This is a genomic window from Oerskovia enterophila, assembly GCF_001692445.1.
GTDB classification, from domain to species: domain Bacteria; phylum Actinomycetota; class Actinomycetes; order Actinomycetales; family Cellulomonadaceae; genus Oerskovia; species Oerskovia enterophila.
This window is the reverse complement of record NZ_MAQA01000021.1, coordinates 1-18,248: the sequence shown is the minus strand read 5'-3', so window position 1 is coordinate 18,248 and position 18,248 is coordinate 1. Positions and strand designations below refer to the sequence as shown.

At 71.4% G+C, this 18,248-nt stretch carries 17 protein-coding genes; 6 read left to right on the top strand and 11 right to left on the bottom strand.

All coding sequences use genetic code 11. From position 1 onward, the window contains the following. Positions 1 to 12: 12 nt before the first annotated feature. From OERS_RS10030 to OERS_RS10020, 3 genes are all read right to left on the bottom strand, one after another. Positions 13 to 840 carry a ParA family protein gene (locus OERS_RS10030; protein WP_056761924.1) on the bottom strand — a complete coding sequence of 276 codons (828 nt, stop codon included), beginning with the start codon at positions 838 to 840 and terminating at the stop codon, positions 13 to 15. A gap of 200 nt (positions 841 to 1,040) precedes the next feature. After that, positions 1,041 to 2,063: a site-specific tyrosine recombinase XerD gene (xerD, locus tag OERS_RS10025; protein WP_083201357.1), complete on the bottom strand. Its 1,023-nt coding sequence runs from the start codon at positions 2,061 to 2,063 to the stop codon at positions 1,041 to 1,043. Positions 2,064 to 2,114: 51 nt separating this feature from the next. Beyond that, entirely contained in the window at positions 2,115 to 3,113 is a 999-nt protein-coding gene (locus OERS_RS10020) for a heme o synthase (RefSeq protein ID WP_269452539.1), read from the bottom strand. A 414-nt stretch (positions 3,114 to 3,527) separates the two neighbouring features. Here OERS_RS10020 and tkt point away from each other — a divergent pair, with 414 nt between their 5' ends. The 5 genes from tkt to pgl all read left to right on the top strand — a co-directional run bounded on the left by tkt (position 3,528) and on the right by pgl (position 10,404). After that, positions 3,528 to 5,690 carry a transketolase gene (tkt, locus tag OERS_RS10015; RefSeq protein ID WP_056651604.1) on the top strand — a complete coding sequence of 721 codons (2,163 nt, stop codon included), beginning with the start codon at positions 3,528 to 3,530 and terminating at the stop codon, positions 5,688 to 5,690. 96 nt (positions 5,691 to 5,786) lie between these two features. Beyond that, entirely contained in the window at positions 5,787 to 6,920 is a 1,134-nt protein-coding gene (gene tal / locus OERS_RS10010; RefSeq protein ID WP_068625688.1) for a transaldolase, read from the top strand. 181 nt (positions 6,921 to 7,101) lie between these two features. Continuing rightward, the gene (gene zwf, locus OERS_RS10005) at positions 7,102 to 8,643 is read left to right on the top strand and encodes a glucose-6-phosphate dehydrogenase (RefSeq protein WP_056651600.1); all 1,542 of its coding nucleotides are present in this window, start codon (positions 7,102 to 7,104) and stop codon (positions 8,641 to 8,643) included. Positions 8,644 to 8,710: 67 nt separating this feature from the next. After that, positions 8,711 to 9,628, top strand: a complete 918-nt coding sequence (opcA, locus tag OERS_RS10000) for a glucose-6-phosphate dehydrogenase assembly protein OpcA (protein ID WP_056651597.1) — start codon at positions 8,711 to 8,713, stop codon at positions 9,626 to 9,628. Continuing rightward, positions 9,625 to 10,404 carry a 6-phosphogluconolactonase gene (gene pgl / locus OERS_RS09995; protein ID WP_068625655.1) on the top strand — a complete coding sequence of 260 codons (780 nt, stop codon included), beginning with the start codon at positions 9,625 to 9,627 and terminating at the stop codon, positions 10,402 to 10,404. The genes opcA and pgl overlap by 4 nt, the downstream gene beginning before the upstream one ends. A gap of 203 nt (positions 10,405 to 10,607) precedes the next feature. Here the strand turns inward: pgl and OERS_RS09990 are convergent, their stop codons facing one another. From OERS_RS09990 to rapZ, 8 genes are all read right to left on the bottom strand, one after another. After that, a complete protein-coding gene (locus OERS_RS09990; protein WP_056651591.1) occupies positions 10,608 to 10,958 on the bottom strand; it encodes an RNA polymerase-binding protein RbpA in 351 nt (116 codons plus the stop codon). Between the two features lie 75 nt (positions 10,959 to 11,033). Then, positions 11,034 to 11,276 (bottom strand): preprotein translocase subunit SecG, encoded by a 243-nt coding sequence (secG, locus tag OERS_RS09985; protein ID WP_056651589.1) that lies wholly within the window; start codon positions 11,274 to 11,276, stop codon positions 11,034 to 11,036. A 262-nt stretch (positions 11,277 to 11,538) separates the two neighbouring features. Continuing rightward, positions 11,539 to 12,336 carry a triose-phosphate isomerase gene (gene tpiA / locus OERS_RS09980; protein ID WP_056651586.1) on the bottom strand — a complete coding sequence of 266 codons (798 nt, stop codon included), beginning with the start codon at positions 12,334 to 12,336 and terminating at the stop codon, positions 11,539 to 11,541. 44 nt (positions 12,337 to 12,380) lie between these two features. After that, positions 12,381 to 13,580, bottom strand: a complete 1,200-nt coding sequence (locus OERS_RS09975; RefSeq protein ID WP_056651583.1) for a phosphoglycerate kinase — start codon at positions 13,578 to 13,580, stop codon at positions 12,381 to 12,383. 130 nt (positions 13,581 to 13,710) lie between these two features. Next, a complete protein-coding gene (gap, locus tag OERS_RS09970) occupies positions 13,711 to 14,715 on the bottom strand; it encodes a type I glyceraldehyde-3-phosphate dehydrogenase (RefSeq protein ID WP_068625654.1) in 1,005 nt (334 codons plus the stop codon). 394 nt (positions 14,716 to 15,109) lie between these two features. Continuing rightward, positions 15,110 to 16,090, bottom strand: a complete 981-nt coding sequence (gene whiA, locus OERS_RS09965) for a DNA-binding protein WhiA (RefSeq protein WP_056651577.1) — start codon at positions 16,088 to 16,090, stop codon at positions 15,110 to 15,112. Between the two features lie 61 nt (positions 16,091 to 16,151). Then, complete coding sequence (locus OERS_RS09960) at positions 16,152 to 17,105, bottom strand: gluconeogenesis factor YvcK family protein (RefSeq protein WP_139107778.1); 954 nt, start codon at positions 17,103 to 17,105, stop codon at positions 16,152 to 16,154. 11 nt (positions 17,106 to 17,116) lie between these two features. Continuing rightward, positions 17,117 to 18,055, bottom strand: a complete 939-nt coding sequence (gene rapZ / locus OERS_RS09955) for an RNase adapter RapZ (RefSeq protein ID WP_056652225.1) — start codon at positions 18,053 to 18,055, stop codon at positions 17,117 to 17,119. A 9-nt stretch (positions 18,056 to 18,064) separates the two neighbouring features. Here rapZ and OERS_RS21740 point away from each other — a divergent pair. Further along, the coding region (locus tag OERS_RS21740) for a hypothetical protein (protein ID WP_211268462.1) at positions 18,065 to 18,248 on the top strand (184 nt) is incomplete at its 3' end.

The window sequence follows — 18,248 nt, the reverse complement described above, 5'->3', positions numbered from 1 at the left end:
GCCTGCGCGGTGTCAGGCAGCGTCGCCACGGGCGACCAGCTCGCGGGCGAGCTGACGGTATGCCGTCGCCCCCGGGTGGGTCGGGGCGTACACCGTGATGGGCTCGGCAGCCACGGAGGCGTCCGGGAACTTCACGGTGCGCCCGATCACGGTGTGCAGCAGCTTGTCGCCGAAGGCCTCGTGGACGCGGGCCACGACCTCGCGCGAGTGCAGCGTGCGCGAGTCGAACATGGTCGCGAGGATGCCGTCGATCTCGAGGCGCGGGTTGAGCCGGTCGCGCACCTTCTCGATGGTCTCGACGAGCAGCGCCACGCCGCGCAGCGCGAAGAACTCGCACTCGAGCGGGATGAGCACGCCGTGCGCGGCCGTGAGCGCGTTGACCGTGAGCAGGCCCAGCGAGGGCTGGCAGTCCACGAGGATCACGTCGTAGTCGTCGAGCACGGGACGCAGGACCCGCGCCAGGACCGACTCGCGTGCGACCTCGCCCACGAGCTGGACCTCGGCCGCCGACAGGTCGATGTTCGCAGGGAGCACGTCCAGGTTCTCGACGTTCGTGGGGACGATGACCTCGCGGATGTCCGCGCCACGCTCCATGAGCAGGTTGTAGACCGTGCGGTCGAGCTCGTGCGGGTTCACGCCCAGGCCCACCGAGGCGGCGCCCTGCGGGTCGAAGTCCACCAGGAGGACCCGGCGGCCGTACTCGGCCAGCGCGGCCCCCAGGTTGATGGTCGTGGTCGTCTTGCCGACCCCGCCCTTCTGGTTGCACATCGCGATGATGCGGCCGGGGCCGTGCGTGGGGAGCACCTCCGGGACGGGGAAGTCGGGGACCGTGCGCCCCACGGGATCGACCCGCGGGAAGCTGTCGGGCGCGACGTCCGCACCGCCGTCGACGACCCCGGGTCCCGCACCGACGCGCGCGTCGAACGGTTCGGTGGCGTCCTGTGTCTCGCTCGGGGCCTGGCTGCTCACGTCGGCCACGCTACCCCAGCGTCCTCCCGAGGACGCGAGCACGCGCCGGAGTGGCGCGATCCGGCGCGACGTCAGCCGAGCGCGCGCGGGTGCGCCGAGGCGTACACCTCGCGCAGCGTGTCCCGGGTCACGAGCGTGTAGATCTGGGTCGTCGTGACCGAGGCGTGGCCCAGCAGCTCCTGGACCACGCGCACGTCGGCGCCGCCCGCGAGCAGGTGGGTCGCGAACGAGTGCCGCAGGGTGTGCGGCGAGATGCGCTCGGGGTGCTCGAGCCCGGCCCGCTCGGCCGCGGTCCGCAGGACGGCCCACGCGCTCTGGCGGCTCAGCCGGGCACCGCGCGTGTTGAGGAAGACCGCGGGCGTGCCGCGGCCCGTGGCGGCCAGCGCGGGACGTGACCGCACGAGGTAGGCGTCGAGCGCGCGCACCGCGTACGACCCCACGGGCACCACGCGCTCCTTGCCGCCCTTGCCGAACAGGCGCACCGCACCGGTCTCGAGGTCCAGGTCGTCGACGTCGAGGCTCACGGCCTCGGAGATGCGGGCCCCCGTGGAGTAGACGAGCTCGAGCAGCGCGCGGTCGCGCAGCGGCGCCGGCCCCTCTCCCGCCCCGGCGGCCTCGAGGATCGCCTCGACCTCGTCGGTCGAGATGGCCTTGGGCAGCCGCTTGCCCTGCGCGGGGGGACGCACCTCGGCCGACGGGTCGGTTCCCGTGTGCCCCTCGAGCGCGCAGAAGCGGTGCCACCCGCGCACCGCGGCCACCGACCGGGCCGTCGACGACGGCGAGAGGAGCGCGGCGCCGTCGGACCCCGTGCGGACCGTGGTGACGTACTCCGCGACGTCCGCCGCGCTCACCTCGGCCGGCTCGGTACGGCCGCGCGCCGCGAGGTACGCGGCGTAGCGGGCCAGGTCGCGCCGGTAGGCCGCGACCGTGTTCGGGGAGAGCCCGCGCTCGACCGTGAGGTGTGCGAGGTACTCGCGCACGGCGCGCTCGAGGGCGGCAGGCAGGGGCGGAGCGGGAGGCGTGGCCTCCGGGCCGGGGGGACCGTCCGAGGGCCCGACGGCGAGCGCGGGCTCACCGGCGGCGACGCGCGTCATCGCGCGCCGGCCGCTCGTCGGACGGTCATCCCGTGCGTCCCGGCCAGACCGTCAGAAGGGGAGGAAGACGTCGACCGCGACGGCGACGAACAGCAGGGTCAGGTACGTGATCGAGGCGTGGAACACCTTCATGGCCCCGAGCTTGCCCTTGGTCGGGTCGTTGGCCCGGCGCAGCATGGTGATGCACAGGGCCAGGAACCAGGCGCCGAGGCCGATCGCGACCACGCCGTAGACCCACGTCATGGGAGCGAGCCACCACAGCGCGAGCGACGAGGCGATCATCGCCACGGTGTAGCCGATCATCTCGCGCGCGACCTTGCGGTTGTCGGCGACGACCGGGAGCATCGGCACCCCGGCGTTCGCGTAGTCCTTCTTGAACTTGATCGACAGCGGCCAGTAGTGCGGCGGCGTCCAGAAGAAGATCACGAGGAACAGCGCGACCGCGGACCAGCTGAGCGAACCGGTGACGGCCGACCAGCCGATGAAGACCGGCATGCAGCCCGCGATGCCGCCCCACACGATGTTCTGGGGCGTGCGGCGCTTGAGGATCATGGTGTAGCCCACGACGTAGATCGCGATGGCCGCGAACGTGAGCCAGGCCGAGGGGGCGTTGACGAGCCACGCGAACCACACGAGCGCGATCACGCCGAGCGCGGTCGCGAAGACCAGCGCGGCGCGCGGGGTGATCTCCCCCGTGACGAGCGGTCGCCGCTTGGTGCGGTTCATGAGCTCGTCGATGTCACGGTCGATGTAGCAGTTGAAGACGTTGGCCGACGCGGCGGCCAGCGTGCCGCCCACGAGGGTCTTGACGACGAGCCACAGGTCCGGGAGCCCACCCTGGGCCAGGATCATGGTGGGCAGCGTCGTCACGAGCAGGAGCTCGATGATGCGCGGCTTCGTCAGGGCGACGTACGCGCCGATCGTGCTGCGGACCCCCGCGACGGCATGGCCGTCGGAGGAGACCCGGGCCTGCCCGGCGACCGAGGAGGTCGCGGCAGGGCGAGACGGGATACCCGTCTCGTCGATCGGTGCCTGGCTCGTGGTGTGCACGCGCTTCGGTGTTCCGTTCTGGCGAGGAATGCTGGGGGGCGTCGTCCGGCAGCCGGTGCGTGTCTGCTCCGACCCGCTGGACATCCGTCCCATGCTACGTCGCCCGCCCTCGCGCCGCTGCCCTGCTCGCCCGAACAAAAGTGTGAGATCCGACCGAAATCCACGAGATGGTCGCGCGACGTGCCCGCTCGGGGCGCACGTATAGGCTGGGCGGAGCAACCGACGGCCTGGTGCCCCGGTGCGACCCGAGGCGACCTGACCTCGCGGTGCGCGCCGTCGCGACCGGCCGGTCCGCCGCTCCGCCCTCGGTCCCCCTGTGAGTCACCGGGTGCGCGCGAAGGAATAGTTCAACGGTTGATCCGAGTTGAATCGACGAAGATCCGGGGCGCAGACTCCGGACGGGAAAGAGGTCCGGTGAACGCGTTCGTTCCTGCCAACCAGCCCCTCGAGTGGTCCCCCCTGGACGACCAGGCTGTCAAGACCATCAAGGCTCTCGCAGCCGACGCCGTCGAGAAGGTCGGCAACGGCCACCCCGGGACGGCGATCTCGCTGGCCCCCGCCGCGTACCTGCTCTTCCAGAAGGTCATGCGCCACGACCCGGCCGACTCGCACTGGGTCGGTCGCGACCGCTTCGTGCTCTCCGCGGGCCACTCGTCGCTGACGATCTACCTCCAGCTCTTCCTCGCCGGCTACGGCCTGGAGATCGAGGACATCGAGGCGCTGCGCACCTGGGGCTCCAAGACCCCCGGCCACCCCGAGTACAAGCACACCAACGGTGTGGAGATCACCACGGGCCCCCTCGGCCAGGGCCTCGCGTCCTCGGTCGGCATGGCCATGGCGGCCCGCCGCGAGCGCGGCCTGCTCGACCCGTCGACCGCGCCGGGCGAGAGCCCGTTCGACCACCACGTCTACGTCATCGCGTCGGACGGCGACCTGCAGGAGGGCGTGACCTCCGAGGCCTCGTCCCTCGCGGGCCACCAGCAGCTCGGCAACCTCATCGTGATCTGGGACGACAACAAGATCTCGATCGAGGACGACACCGACATCGCGTTCACCGAGGACGTCCTCGCGCGCTACGCGGCCTACGGCTGGCACACCCAGAAGGTCGACTGGACCCAGGGCGGCACGGGCTACGCCGAGAACGTCGACGAGCTCGCCGCGGCCGTCGCCGCGGCCCAGGCCGAGACCGGCAAGCCCTCGATCATCGCGCTGCGCACGATCATCGGCTGGCCCTCGCCCACCAAGCAGAACACCGGTGGCATCCACGGCTCGGCCATGGGCGCCGACGAGATCCGCGGCCTCAAGGTCGAGCTCGGCCTGGACCCGGAGAAGTCGTTCGACGTCTCCCCCGAGGTCCTCGCCTACACGCGCGCCGTCGGCGAGCGCGGTGCCGAGCTGCGCGAGCGCTGGGACACCGCGTTCGAGGCCTGGAAGATCGCGAACCCCGAGGGCGACGCCCTCCTCGAGCGCCTCACGGCCCGCGAGCTCCCGGCCGGCTGGACCGAGTCCCTCCCCACGTTCGAGGCCGGCAAGGACGTCGCGACGCGCGCGGCCTCGGGCAAGGTCCTCTCGGCCCTGGCCGACACCCTGCCCGAGCTCTGGGGCGGCTCGGCCGATCTCGCGGGCTCGAACAACACGACCATGGACGGCGAGCCCTCGTTCGTCCCGGCCGAGCACGCGACCAAGAAGTTCCCGGGCCACGAGTACGGCCGCACGCTGCACTTCGGCATCCGCGAGCACGCCATGGGCTCGATCCTCAACGGGATCGTGCTGCACGGCGGCACGCGTGCCTACGGCGGCACGTTCCTCACGTTCTCCGACTACATGCGCCCCGCGGTCCGTCTCGCGGCGCTCATGGAGATCCCGTCGACGTTCGTCTGGACGCACGACTCGATCGGCCTGGGCGAGGACGGCCCCACGCACCAGCCCATCGAGCACTTCGCCGCGCTGCGCGCGATCCCGGGTCTCGACGTCGTCCGCCCCGCGGACGCCAACGAGACCGCGTGGGCCTGGCGCACGATCCTCGAGCACGACGACCGCCCCGCGGGCCTCATCCTGACCCGTCAGAACGTCCCGACGTTCCCGCGCGGCACGGACGGCTTCGCGGACGCCTCGGGCACCGCGAAGGGCGGCTACGTGCTGCTCGACACCGAGGGCACGCCCGACGTGATCCTCATCGGCACGGGCTCCGAGGTCCAGCTCGCGGTCGAGGCGCGCGAGCAGCTCGCCGCGGACGGCATCGCGGCCCGCGTGGTCTCGCTGCCCAGCCGCGAGTGGTTCGACGCGCAGAGCCCCGAGTACCGCGAGAGCGTGCTCCCGGCAGCCGTCAAGGCCCGCGTCTCGGTCGAGGCGGGCATCGCCCAGGGCTGGCGCGACCTGGTCGGCGACGCCGGCCGTTCCGTGAGCCTCGAGCACTACGGCGCGTCCGCGGACTACAAGATCCTCTACCGCGAGTTCGGGATCACGTCCGAGGCCGTCGCCTCGGCCGCCAAGGAGTCCATCGAGGCGGCACGTACGGGTGCCGCACCGGGTGGCGAGGCCATCCCCTCGGTCGGCGGCACTGGCGACCAGCGCTGACCATCCGTAGATTCCAGGAGGGGGCGGCTCACGTCCGCCCCCTCCTGGGACGTCCGTGAGGACGGCCGCCAGACGACGAGAGGGAGAATCGTGTCCGTGCACCACAGCGCAGCACCAGCACCCGTCCGCGAGCTGTCGGAGGCAGGTGTCTCCATCTGGTTGGACGACCTCTCCCGAGAACGCCTGCGCAGCGGTGGCCTCGCCGACCTGATCGGCTCGCGCGCCGTCGTCGGCGTCACGACGAACCCCACGATCTTCGCGGGCGCGCTCTCGAAGGGCGACGCCTACGACGCGCAGCTCGCCGAGCTGGCCGCGGCCGGCACCGACGTCGAGGCCGCGGTCGAACGCATCACCACGGACGACGTGCGGGCCGCGGCGGACGTCCTGCGCCCCGTCTACGACGCGACCGACGGCGTCGACGGCCGGGTCTCGATCGAGGTCGACCCCCGCCTGGCGCGCGACGCCGACGCGACCGTCGCGACCGCCGTCCGGCTGTGGCAGACGGTCGACCGCCCCAACGTCCTCATCAAGATCCCCGCCACGGTCGAGGGCCTCGACGCGATCGAGCGCACCCTGGCCCAGGGCATCAGCGTCAACGTGACGCTCATCTTCTCGCTCGAGCGCTACCGCCGGGTCATGGACGCGTTCCTGTCCGGGATCGAGCAGGCGCGCGACGCCGGCCACGACGTGACGCGCATCGCGTCGGTCGCGTCGTTCTTCGTCTCGCGCGTCGACGCGGCGGTCGACACCGCGCTCACCGCGGTCGGCTCCCCCGAGGCGCTCGACCTGCGCGGACGCACCGCGGTCGCCAACGCGCGGCTCGCGTACGAGGCCTACGAGCAGGTCCTCCAGAGCGACCGCTGGCGCGCCCTCGCCGCGACCGGCGCCCACCCCCAGCGCCCCCTGTGGGCCTCGACGGGCGTCAAGAACCCCGAGTACCGCGACACCCTCTACGTCGACGAGCTCATCGCTCCCGACGTGGTCAACACCATGCCCCAGGCGACCCTCGACGCGTTCGCGGACCACGGCGTCGTCCTGGGGAACACCGTCGCGGGCACGTACACGGCCTCGCGCTCGGTCCTCGAGACCGTCGAGTCGTTCGGCGTCTCGCTCGCCGAGGTGACCGAGCGGCTCGAGGTCGAGGGCGTCGAGAAGTTCGAGACCAGCTGGACGGATCTCCTCCAGACCGTCGCGGACGGTCTCGCCCGGGCGGGCGGCGCACCCGCATGACGCGGGCACGCTCCCGGACCGCCGCGGGTGCTGGGGGTGCTGGCGCTGCTGTCGTCGCCCCTGCGGCACCGATCATGGACGCCCCGCGACCGCCCCTCGCGCACCACCTAGGCTTCACCTCGGTCCGCAGGACGGACCTTTCGACCATTCCAGCCCACGCCGACGAGAACGGTGACATCAGTTGAGACCGGCAAAGATCAGCGCAGAGCACAACCCGCTGCGCGACCCGCGTGACCTTCGACTCCCCCGCATCGCCGGGCCCAGCGGCCTGGTCATCTTCGGCGTCACGGGCGACCTCGCCCGCAAGAAGCTCATGCCCGCCGTGTACGACCTCGCCAACCGCGGTCTCCTGCCGCCCGGCTTCGCGCTCACGGGCTTCGCCCGCCGCGACTGGGAGGACCAGGACTTCGCCAAGGTCGTGCGCGACGCCGTCGAGCAGTACGCGCGCACCCCGTTCCGCGAGGCCACGTGGAAGCAGCTCGCCGAGGGCATCCGGTTCGTCCAGGGCGAGTTCGACGACGAGCAGGCCTTCGAGCGCCTGCGCACCACGGTCGAGGAGCTCGACAAGGAGCGCGGCACGGGCGGCAACCACGCGTTCTACCTCTCGGTCCCCCCGAGCGCGTTCCCCCTGGTCTGCGAGCAGCTCTCGCGCTCGGGGCTCTCCCGCTCGGGCGAGGACGCATGGCGCCGCGTGGTCATCGAGAAGCCGTTCGGCCACGACCTGACCAGCGCACGCGAGCTCAACGACGTCGTCTCCAAGGTCTTCTCGCCGGACTCGGTCTTCCGCATCGACCACTACCTGGGCAAGGAGACCGTCCAGAACATGCTGGCGCTGCGGTTCGCCAACCAGCTCTACGAGCCCATCTGGAACGCGAACTACGTCGACCACGTCCAGATCACCATGGCCGAGGACATCGGCATCGGTGGCCGCGCGGGGTACTACGACGGGATCGGCGCGGCGCGCGACGTCATCCAGAACCACCTCATCCAGCTCCTCGCGCTCACCGCGATGGAGGAGCCCGTCTCGTTCGACGCCGAGTCGCTGCGCGCCGAGAAGCTCAAGGTGCTCTCTGCCGTGCGTCTTCCGCGCGACCTGGGACGCCACACCTCGCGCGGCCAGTACTCGGCAGGGTGGCAGGGTGGCGAGGAGGTCGTCGGGTACCTCGAGGAGGACGGCATCTCGCCCGAGTCCACGACCGAGACGTTCGCCGCGATCCGCGTCGACATCGACAACCGCCGCTGGGCCGGGGTGCCGTTCTACCTGCGCACGGGCAAGCGCCTGGGCCGACGCGTGACGGAGATCGCGGTCGTCTTCAAGTCGGCGCCGCACCTGCCGTTCGAGTCCTCGGCGACGTCCGAGCTCGGCAAGAACGCGCTCGTGATCCGCGTCCAGCCCGACGAGGGCGTGACGATCCGCTTCGGCGCCAAGGTCCCCGGCACCGCGATGGAGGTCCGCGACGTCACCATGGACTTCGGCTACGGCCACGCCTTCACCGAGTCCTCCCCCGAGGCCTACGAGCGCCTCATCCTCGACGTCCTCCTGGGCGACCCGCCGCTCTTCCCGAGCCACGAGGAGGTCGAGCTGTCCTGGAAGATCCTCGACCCGATCACGGCGTTCTGGGAGTCCAAGGGCGCCCCGGAGCCGTACCGCTCCGGCACGTGGGGCCCGGCCTCGGCCGACGACATGATGGCTCGCGACGGACGCACGTGGCGGCGTCCGTGACCGCGACCGCACCGATCTCCCGCCTGCCCCGGATCCCTGCCCGGACCTCGAACTGGAGCACCACCTCATGATCATCGATCTCCCCGAGACGACGACCAATGCGGTCAACAAGCGCCTCGTGAAGCTGCGTGACGAGGGTGGCGCGGTCGCCCTCGGACGTGTCCTGACCCTCGTGGTCCTGGCCGAGGAGGCCGACGTCGAGGACGCGGTCGCCGCGGCCAACGGCGCCTCGCGCGAGCACCCCTGCCGTGTCGTGGTCGTCGCCCCGGCCAACAAGCGCTCGACGGCGCGCCTCGACGCCCAGATCCGTATCGGCGGCGACGCGGGGGCCAGCGAAGTCATCATCCTGCGTCCCTCGGGGCCGCTCGTCGCGCACACCGACACCCTCGTGATGCCGCTCCTGCTCCCCGACGCCCCGATCGTGGCCTGGTGGCCCCGTGAGACGCCCGACAACCCCTCGGCGGACCCGGTCGGCCAGATGGCCCACCGCCGCATCACCGACGCGGTCAACGCAGGCAAGTCGCTCCAGACGCTCCAGCACCTGAGCAAGAGCCACCACCCGGGCGACACCGACCTCGCGTGGACCCGCGTCACGCTGTGGCGCGGGCTCATCGCGGCAGCGCTCGACCAGCCGCCCTACGAGTCCGTGACGGCCGTCGAGGTCGAGGGCGAGGAGCACCACCCCTCGGTCGACATCCTCGCGGCGTGGTTGGCCCAGCAGCTCCGGTGCCCGGTCCGGCTCGTCCGCCGGCGCGGCGTCGAGGGGATCACGAAGGTGACCCTCGAACGCAAGGGCGGCGCCGTCGTGCTGTCCCGTCCCGACGGGCGCATCGTGACCCTGACGCAGCCCGGCCAGCCGGACCGTCGCATCTCGCTGCCGCTGCGCCAGCTCGAGGAGTGCCTCACCGAGGAGCTGCGCCGGCTGGACCCGGACGAGGTCTACGGCGAGGTCCTCACCAAGGGCCTGGCAAGGATCGGCGAATGACGACCGACGTGGAGACCGAGACCAGCGCGCACGGGGCGCGCCTCGTCGTCGTGCACCCCGACGCGGGCGTGCTCGCCGAGGCCGTCGCCTCGCGCCTGCTGACGCGCATCCTCGACATCCAGTCCGTGCGCACGCCCGTCCACGTCGTCCTCACGGGCGGCACGGTCGGGATCCGTTCGCTCGCGGCCGTCGCGGCGCACCCCGTGCGCGACGCGGTCGACTGGACCGGAGTGCACTTCTGGTGGGGCGACGAGCGCTTCCTGCCCGCCGGAGATCCCGAGCGCAACGAGACGCAGGCGCGCGAGGCGCTCCTCGACCACCTCCCGGCACTGCCCGCGCAGAACGTGCACGTCATGGCTGCGCCGGGCGAGGGCGTCGGGTCCCCCGAGGAGTCGGCGGCGCTCTACGCCGACGAGCTCTCGCGCTTCACGCCCGACGGCGCCACGCACCTCGCGTTCGACGTCCTCCTGCTGGGCATGGGTCCGGACGGGCACGTCGCGTCGCTCTTCCCGGGCAACGCCGGGCTCGCGGCCCAGGGGGCCACGACGGGAGTCCATGACTCCCCCAAGCCGCCGCCCGAGCGCGTGTCGCTGACGTTCTCCGCCATCCAGGCCGCGCAGGAGGTCTGGGTCGTCGCCGCGGGCGCCGAGAAGGCTCCTGCCGTGGCGTCCGCCCTGGCCGGGGATCCCGTCGAGACCACGCCCGCCGCGGGGGCGATCGGCACGCGGCGCACGCTGTGGCTGGTCGACCTGGCGGCGAGCAGCACCTCGTCCTGAGGTCCGGGACCGTCGGGCGCGGCCCGGCGGTCCCGGACCATCGGAAGGGGGCGACCCGATCGCCCACGCACAGCGGGGCCCGTCCGACGACCGGACGGGCCCCGCTGTGCTGTGCTGCTCATGACGACGTGCACGCCGGACGCCGGACGGGCACCTTCCGGTCACTGCCGGGGCGCGCCGCGCCCACCACCGGACCGGCAGGGCTAGCGGCGGCTACGACGGGCGCGCAGCGCGGCGAGCGCCTCGTCGAGGAGGGCCACGCCGTCCTCGTCGCTGCGGCGCTCCTTCACGTACGCGAGGTGCGTCTTGTAGGGCTCGTTGCGCAGCGCGCTCGGCGGGTTCGCCTGGTCCTGCCCCCCGGGCAGACCGCAGCGCGGGCAGTCCCAGGTCTCAGGAGTGACGATCTCCACCTCGGAGGAGAAGCTGGGGCGCGTCTCGTGCCCGTTGGCACACCAGTAGGAGACCCAGATGCGCGGGGCGACGTCGCCCCGTTCCGTCTCGCCGAGCGGGCCTGCCCCGACGCGAGACCCCTTGATAGCACTGCCACCAGCCACGACTTCACTCCCCCGACTTCCGACCGGACCGTGACCCGGACCGGTTCCACTCCCCTGCCGCCGGAGCGGCGAGGGTCAGCTGACCTTCTGGATGAGCCCCAGGAGGATGATCACGACGGTCCAGGTGATCGCGAACGTGATCGTGATGCGGTTCAGGTTGCGCTCGGCCACGCCGGAGCTGCCGGCGCTGCTCGAGATGCCGCCACCGAACATGTCCGAGAGGCCGCCGCCCTTGCCCTTGTGCATGAGCACGAGCAGGGTCAAGAAGCCGCTGGTGATGACCAGCAGGATCTGAAGAATGATGCGCAGCGCGTCCACGAGTACGTCCTTGGCTCTTTGGGTCCACGTCGAGAAGTCGAGAGGGACCGCACGGGTGTCCTGGACCGACCTGCGGGTGCAGGTGCGGCACAGAGGACAAGGGTAGGTGACGAGGGGCCGTTCCGACGAACCGTTCCGCACTGCGGGCCACGTCGCCCGGTCGTGCAGGGAACCGGCGCTCGTCCGCTCGGCTCCGACCACCGCACCAGCGGTGGCCGCGCTGCCGGGGCGCGCGTGCGGCGCGACCCGGCAGCGAGGGGAATCAGGCCCCGGTCTGGTGCGACTGGAAGCGCGCGATCTTCGCGAACTCCTCGGGGTCGAGGCTCGCGCCACCGACCAGTGCGCCGTCGACGTCCTGCTCCTTCATGAGCTCGGCGATCGACGAGGACTTGACCGAACCGCCGTACAGGACGCGCACGGCGTCGGCGACCTCGGCCGAGTAGAGCTCGGCGAGGCGGGCACGGATCGCGCCCGCGACCTCCTGAGCGTCCTGCGGGGTGGCGACCTCGCCCGTGCCGATGGCCCAGACGGGCTCGTACGCGATGACGACCTTGGCGGCGTCCTCGGCCGAGAGGCCCTCGAGAGCGCCGTCGACCTGCGCGAGCGTGTACGAGACCTGCTCACCGGCCTTGCGGATCTCGAGCGCCTCGCCGACGCAGATGATCGGGATCAGGCCGTGGGCCAGCGCGGCCTTCGACTTGGCGTTGACGAGCGCGTCGTCCTCGCCGTGGTACTGACGGCGCTCCGAGTGGCCGATCGCGACGTAGGTCACGCCCAGCTTGCTCAGGAACACGGGCGAGATCTCGCCCGTGTAGGCGCCCGAGACGTGCTGCGAGACGTCCTGCGCGCCGTAGGTCAGCTCGAGCTTGTCGGCGTCGACGAGCGTCTGCACGCTGCGGAGGTCCGTGAACGGTGCGAGCACCGTGACCTCGACGGCCGAGAAGTCGTGCTTGGCGTCCTTGAGGGCCCAGGCGAGCTTCTGGACCGTGTGGATGGCCTCCTGGTGGTCCAGGTTCATCTTCCAGTTGCCCGCGATGAGCGGGGTACGTGCATCAGTCATGGTGTGTCTACCTTCTGTGAGCCGTGAGGCTGCGGTGGTGGGGGTCAGGCCTCGAGGACTGCGAGCCCCGGGAGGGACTTGCCCTCGAGGAACTCCAGGCTCGCGCCGCCACCGGTCGAGATGTGGCTGAAGCCGGCCTCGTCGAAGCCGAGGATGCGCACGGCTGCGGCGGAGTCGCCGCCGCCGACGATCGTGAACGCACCGTTCGCGGTCGCGTCGACCAGGGCCTGCGCGACGGCACGCGTGCCGCCCGAGAACGCCTCGAACTCGAAGACGCCCGCGGGGCCGTTCCAGACGACCGTCTTGGCGTCGACGATCTTGCTCGCGAAGAGCTTGGCCGACTCGGGGCCGATGTCCAGGCCGATCTTGCCGTCGGGGATCGCGTCCGCGGGCACGACCTCGTAGGGCGAGTCTGCGGCGAACGAGTCCGCGGCGAGGATGTCGGTCGGCAGGACGATCTCGACGCCCGCCTTCTCGGCGTCCGCGAGGTAGCCCTTGACCGTCTCGATCTGGTCCGTCTCGAGGAGCGAGTTGCCCACCGAGTAGCCCTTGGCCGCGAGGAACGTGAAGACCATGCCGCCACCGATGAGCAGGCGGTCCGCCTTGGTCAGCAGGTTGGCGATGACACCGAGCTTGTCGGAGACCTTCGAGCCGCCGAGCACGACGACGTAGGGGCGCGCGGGGTCCTCGGTCGCCTTCTTCAGGGAGTCGACCTCCTTGAGGACGAGCTCGCCCACTGCGGACGGCAGCACCTTGGCGATGTCGTAGACCGAGGCCTGCTTGCGGTGCACGACGCCGAAGCCGTCGGAGACGTACGCGTCCGCGAGCTCTGCGAGGTCTGCGGCGAGAGCCTCGCGCTCGGCGTCGACCTTCGAGGTCTCGCGAGCGTCGAAGCGGATGTTCTCGAGCAGCGCGACCTCGCCGTCGCCGAGCGCGGCGACCGTGGCGCGGGCGGACTCGCCGACCGTGTCGGCCGCGAGCGTCACCGGGGCGCCGAGGAGCTCACCGAGGCGGGCCGCGACGGGGGCGAGCGAGTACTTGGCGTCCGGCTCACCCTTGGGGCGCCCGAGGTGCGCGGTCACGACGACCTTCGCACCGGCGTCGGTCAGACGCTTGAGCGTGGGGAGCGCGGCGCGGATGCGGCCGTCGTCCGTGATGGTCGTCCCGTCGAGGGGGACGTTGAAGTCCGAGCGGACGAGCACGCGCTTGCCGCGCAGGTCGCCGAGAGAGTCGATGGTCTTCATGAGCACACTCCTGGTCTGAACAGGTCGAAACAGGTCACGTCACACATGACTGCGTCCGCGTGCATGGGCGGCCAACCGGGCCGGCCACGCACGCGGACGCAGAATTCACCTCACGTCGAGAAGACGGAGATCAGAGACGAGCACCCACGTACTGCGTGAGGGAGACGAGCGAGCTCGAGTAGCCCCACTCGTTGTCGTACCAGGCGACGACCTTGACCAGGTCGCCGCTCACCTTGGTGAGCTTCGAGTCGAAGATCGAGGTGTGCGGGTCCGTGACGATGTCCGACGAGACGATGTCGTCGTCGACGTACTTGAGAACACCCTTGAGCGGGCCCTCGGCAGCAGCCTTGACCGCGGCGTTGACCTCCTCGATCGTGACCTCCTTCGAGGCGGTGAAGGTGAGGTCGGTGGCCGAGCCGGTGATGACGGGGACGCGCATCGCGAAGCCGTCGAGCTTGCCCTTGAGCTCGGGGAGCACGAGAGCGACGGCCTTGGCCGCACCGGTCGAGGTGGGGACGATGTTCTGCGCGGCCGCACGGGCGCGACGCAGGTCCTTGTGGGGGCCGTCCTGCAGGTTCTGGTCACCCGTGTACGCGTGGATCGTGGTCATGAGACCGCGCTCGATGCCGATCGCGTCGTTGAGGGCCTTGGCCATCGGGGCGAGGCAGTTCGTGGTGCACGACGCGTTGGAGATGATGTGCTGCGTCGCGGGGTCGTACTGCTCGTGGTTCACGCCGACGACGAACGTGCCGTCCTCGTTCTTCGCCGGAGCGGAGATGATGACCTTCTTGGCGCCGGCCTCGATGTGGGCCTTCGCCTTGGTGGCGTCGGTGAAGAAGCCGGTCGACTCGATGACGATGTCAGCACCGAGCTCGCCCCAGGGCAGGTTCGCCGGGTCGCGCTCTTCGAGGGCGCGGATGGCCTTGCCGTCGACGATGATGTTGTTCTCGTCGAAGTCGACGCTCAGCGGGAAACGACCCAGGACGGTGTCGTACTTCAGCAGGTGCGCGAGCGTCTTGTTGTCCGTGAGGTCGTTGACACCCACGATCTCGATGTCCGCCCCCGACGCAATGATGGCGCGGAAGAAGTTACGTCCGATACGACCGAAGCCGTTGATACCGACGCGGATGGTCACAATGCCCTCCTCAGGGCGCGCCGGTGTTCCCGACGCACACGGTTGATGCCGAACGATCACGTACTACGGCGTACGTAGGTGGTGAACGGCGAAGTACTCCCCCACTGAATGCCTGACGGCGTGATACCCGGGAACTCGGAGGGCCTCAGCGACAGCTGCGACTCAACGGGGTCCCGAAGACCTCAGTGAAGGAGCACGTCTTTGTCACCTGACATCCCCGAGCCTATACCCAAAGCGCCCCAACACGTGACCTGAGGCCTGATCTGAGACGACCTTGCACGAAGCGTGGGAACGTGATCAAGGTCCGAGACGGACGTCACACCTCCGCCGCGGCAGCGACCGGAGCGCACCCCCGGTCCGGCCCCCTCCCTCGTCGACCCCGCAGGCCGGGTGCTCAGACGTCGAGCAGGTCGGGGCTCAGACCCGCCTCGGTGTCGGGGATGCCCAGCTCCGCAGCGCGCTTGTCGGCCGTCGAGAGCAGGCGTCGGATACGGCCCGCCACGGCGTCCTTGGTCAGCGGCGGCACGGCGAGCTGGCCCAGCTCCTCGAGCGACGCCTGCTTGTGCGCGAGGCGCAGCTCGCCGGCCTCGCGCAGGTGGTCCGGCAGGTCGGGTCCGAGGATCTCGAAGGCTCGCTCGACACGGGCCCCGGCCGCGACGGCAGCGCGGGCCGAGCGTCGGAGGTTGGCGTCGTCGAAGTTCGCGAGCCGGTTGGCCGTGCCGCGCACCTCGCGCCGCTGGCGCCGCTCCTCCCAGACGACCACGGTCTCGTGGGCGCCCAGCCGCGTGAGCATCGCGCTGATGGCCTCGCCGTCGCGGATGACCACCCGGTCCACCCCGCGGACCTCGCGCGCCTTGGCGGAGATGCCCAGGCGTCGCGCCGCGCCGACCAGGGCGAGGGCGGCCTCGGGCCCAGGGCACGTGACCTCGAGCGCAGACGAACGACCGGGCTCGGTCAGCGAGCCGTGCGCGAGGAACGCGCCGCGCCACGCGGCCTCGGCCTCGCCGACCCCCGCGGACACCACCTGCGGCGGGAGCCCGCGCACGGGCCGGCCACGGTTGTCGAGCAGGCCCGTCTGACGGGCGAGCGACTCGCCGTCCTTGACGACCCGCACCACGTAGCGGCTCCCCCGACGCAGACCGCCGGCCGAGACCACGATCAGCTCGCTCGTGTGCCCGTACACGTCGCTGATCGTCTGCCGGAGGCGGCGCGCGGCGATCGCCGTGTCCAGCTCGGCCTCGATCACGATGCGACCGGAGATGATGTGCAATCCACCGGAGAATCGCAGCATGGCCGAGACCTCCGCCTTGCGGCAGGAGGTCTTGTCCACCTTGAGTCGCGCGAGCTCGTCCTTCACCTGTGCCGTCAACGCCATGGCGACATCCTCCCATCAACGGGCAACGATCGTGACCGCACTCCCCCACGAGGGTGGGCCGTCAGTGCGTCGTCGTCCCCACGTCGCCCAGGAACCCGTCGAAGACGTCCCGCAGGGCAGCGGCGAGGCGCAGCGCGTCGTGCCGCGGGGTCCCGTCGGAACGCCCGACCTGCCGGAGCAGGAGGCGCGCGCCCATGCGCGCCGACTCGTCGGCCAGCAGCCCGATGTCCTCGACCGCGCTCGGGTCGGCGACCACGGCGTCGATCCGCAGCCCGGGCGCGTGCTTGTGCAGAGCCTCCAGGTGGTCGGTCGCCGTGAGCCCGTAGGTCTCGCCCGCGTCGCTCGAGAGGTTGAGCACGACGCAGCGCCGGGCCGCGGTCTCGTGCAGCGCGTGCGCGAGGTCGGGGACGAGCAGATGAGGCATGACCGAGGAGTACCAGGAGCCGGGGCCGAGGATCACCCAGTCCGCGGACAGCACCGCCTCGACGGCCTCGGGGCACGCGGGCGGGTCCGGCGGGACCAGGCGCAGCTGCTCGATCCGCTCATGCGTCACGGCGACCTGGCTCTGGCCCACGATCGTCGAGAGCCCGTCCCCCGTGCGCACGTCCGCCTCGATGCCGAGCGGAACGGCGGCCATGGGCAGCACCCGGCCGCGGGCGCCGAGCAGCTTGCCGACCCAGTCGAGCCCGGCCACGGGGTCCTCCAGGAGCTCCCAGAGAGCCACGATGAGCAGGTTCCCGACCGCGTGCTGGTCCAGGTCGCCGCTCGAGGAGAACCGGTGCTGCAGGACTGCGCTCCAGGTCCGCCCCCACTCGGAGTCGTCGCACAGGGCCGCGAGCGCCATCCGGAGGTCTCCCGGGGGCAGCACGCCGAGCTCGGAGCGGAGCCTCCCGGAGGATCCGCCGTCGTCCGCGACGGTCACGACCGCGGTGATGCGGTCCGTCATGAGCCGCAGCGAGGACAGCGTCGCCGACAGCCCGTGCCCTCCACCGAGCGCCACGACCGCGGGGTTGATGAGGGACACGCCTACTCCTTGCCGAGGTCTCGGGCGGTCACGGTCACGCGCTGGCCCAGCGCCCGGAGCTTCTTGGCGAGCTCTTCCGAGACCGCGACCGAGCGGTGCTTGCCACCCGTGCAGCCGACGGCGATCGTCACGTAGCGCTTCTCCTCGGCGAGGTAGCCGGACAGGACGGGCTCGAGCGCGCTCACGTACCGGTCGATGAACTCGAGGGCCCCCGGGCGCGCCAGGACGTAGTCGCGGACGGGCTTGTCGCGGCCCGTCAGGTGGCGGAGCTCGGTGATCCAGTAGGGGTTCGCGAGGAACCGCATGTCGACGACGTGGTCCGCGTCGAGCGGGATCCCGTACTTGAAGCCGAACGAGACGATGTTGATCCGCAGCGCGTCCGGCGTGCCTTCGGCCACGGCTGCGCGGACCTCCCGCGCCAGGTCGTGGACGTTGAGGTCCGAGGTGTCGATGACGACGTCCGCACGTTCCTCGACGCTCGCGACGAGCCGTCGCTCCTCGGCGATCCCGTCGAGGATCCGGCCCCCGCCCTGGAGGGGGTGGGGACGACGGACCTGCTCGTACCGTCGGACGAGCACCTCGTCGGACGCGTCGAGGAACAGGATCCGGTAGAAGACGCCGGCGTCCCGCAGGTGCTTGAGGACGTCGAGCAGATCGGTGAAGAACCCGCCTCCGCGGACGTCGACGACCGCGGCGATGCGCTGCACGCTCGACCCCGCGCGCGTCATCATGTCGACGAGCGGCACGAGCATCTTGGGCGGCATGTTGTCCACGACGTACCAGTCGAGGTCCTCGAGGACCGCGGCAGCACGCGTGCGCCCTGCCCCGGACATACCGGTGATGACGAGGACCTCGGCGTCCGAGCGCTCGGGCGCGGGGGTGGTCGCCTCGATCGCGGGGATTCCCTGGGGGACGGTCGTCGGCGAGGGTTCGGTGCTCATGCTCCCAGCATGCCAGCCGGTCATGCGGGGACGGCCCCGCTCGTCGCGGGGGGCGCCCCGGGCGTGTCCGATCCGCTCCGTTCCTCGCGCCCGACGGCGTCGCTCGCCGTCCCGGACCGGCTCGCGGTCGTCGCGGTGGTCGGCTGCCCGACGGTCGGTGACCCACTCTCCCCTTCGGGGGCGGGCGGGGCCG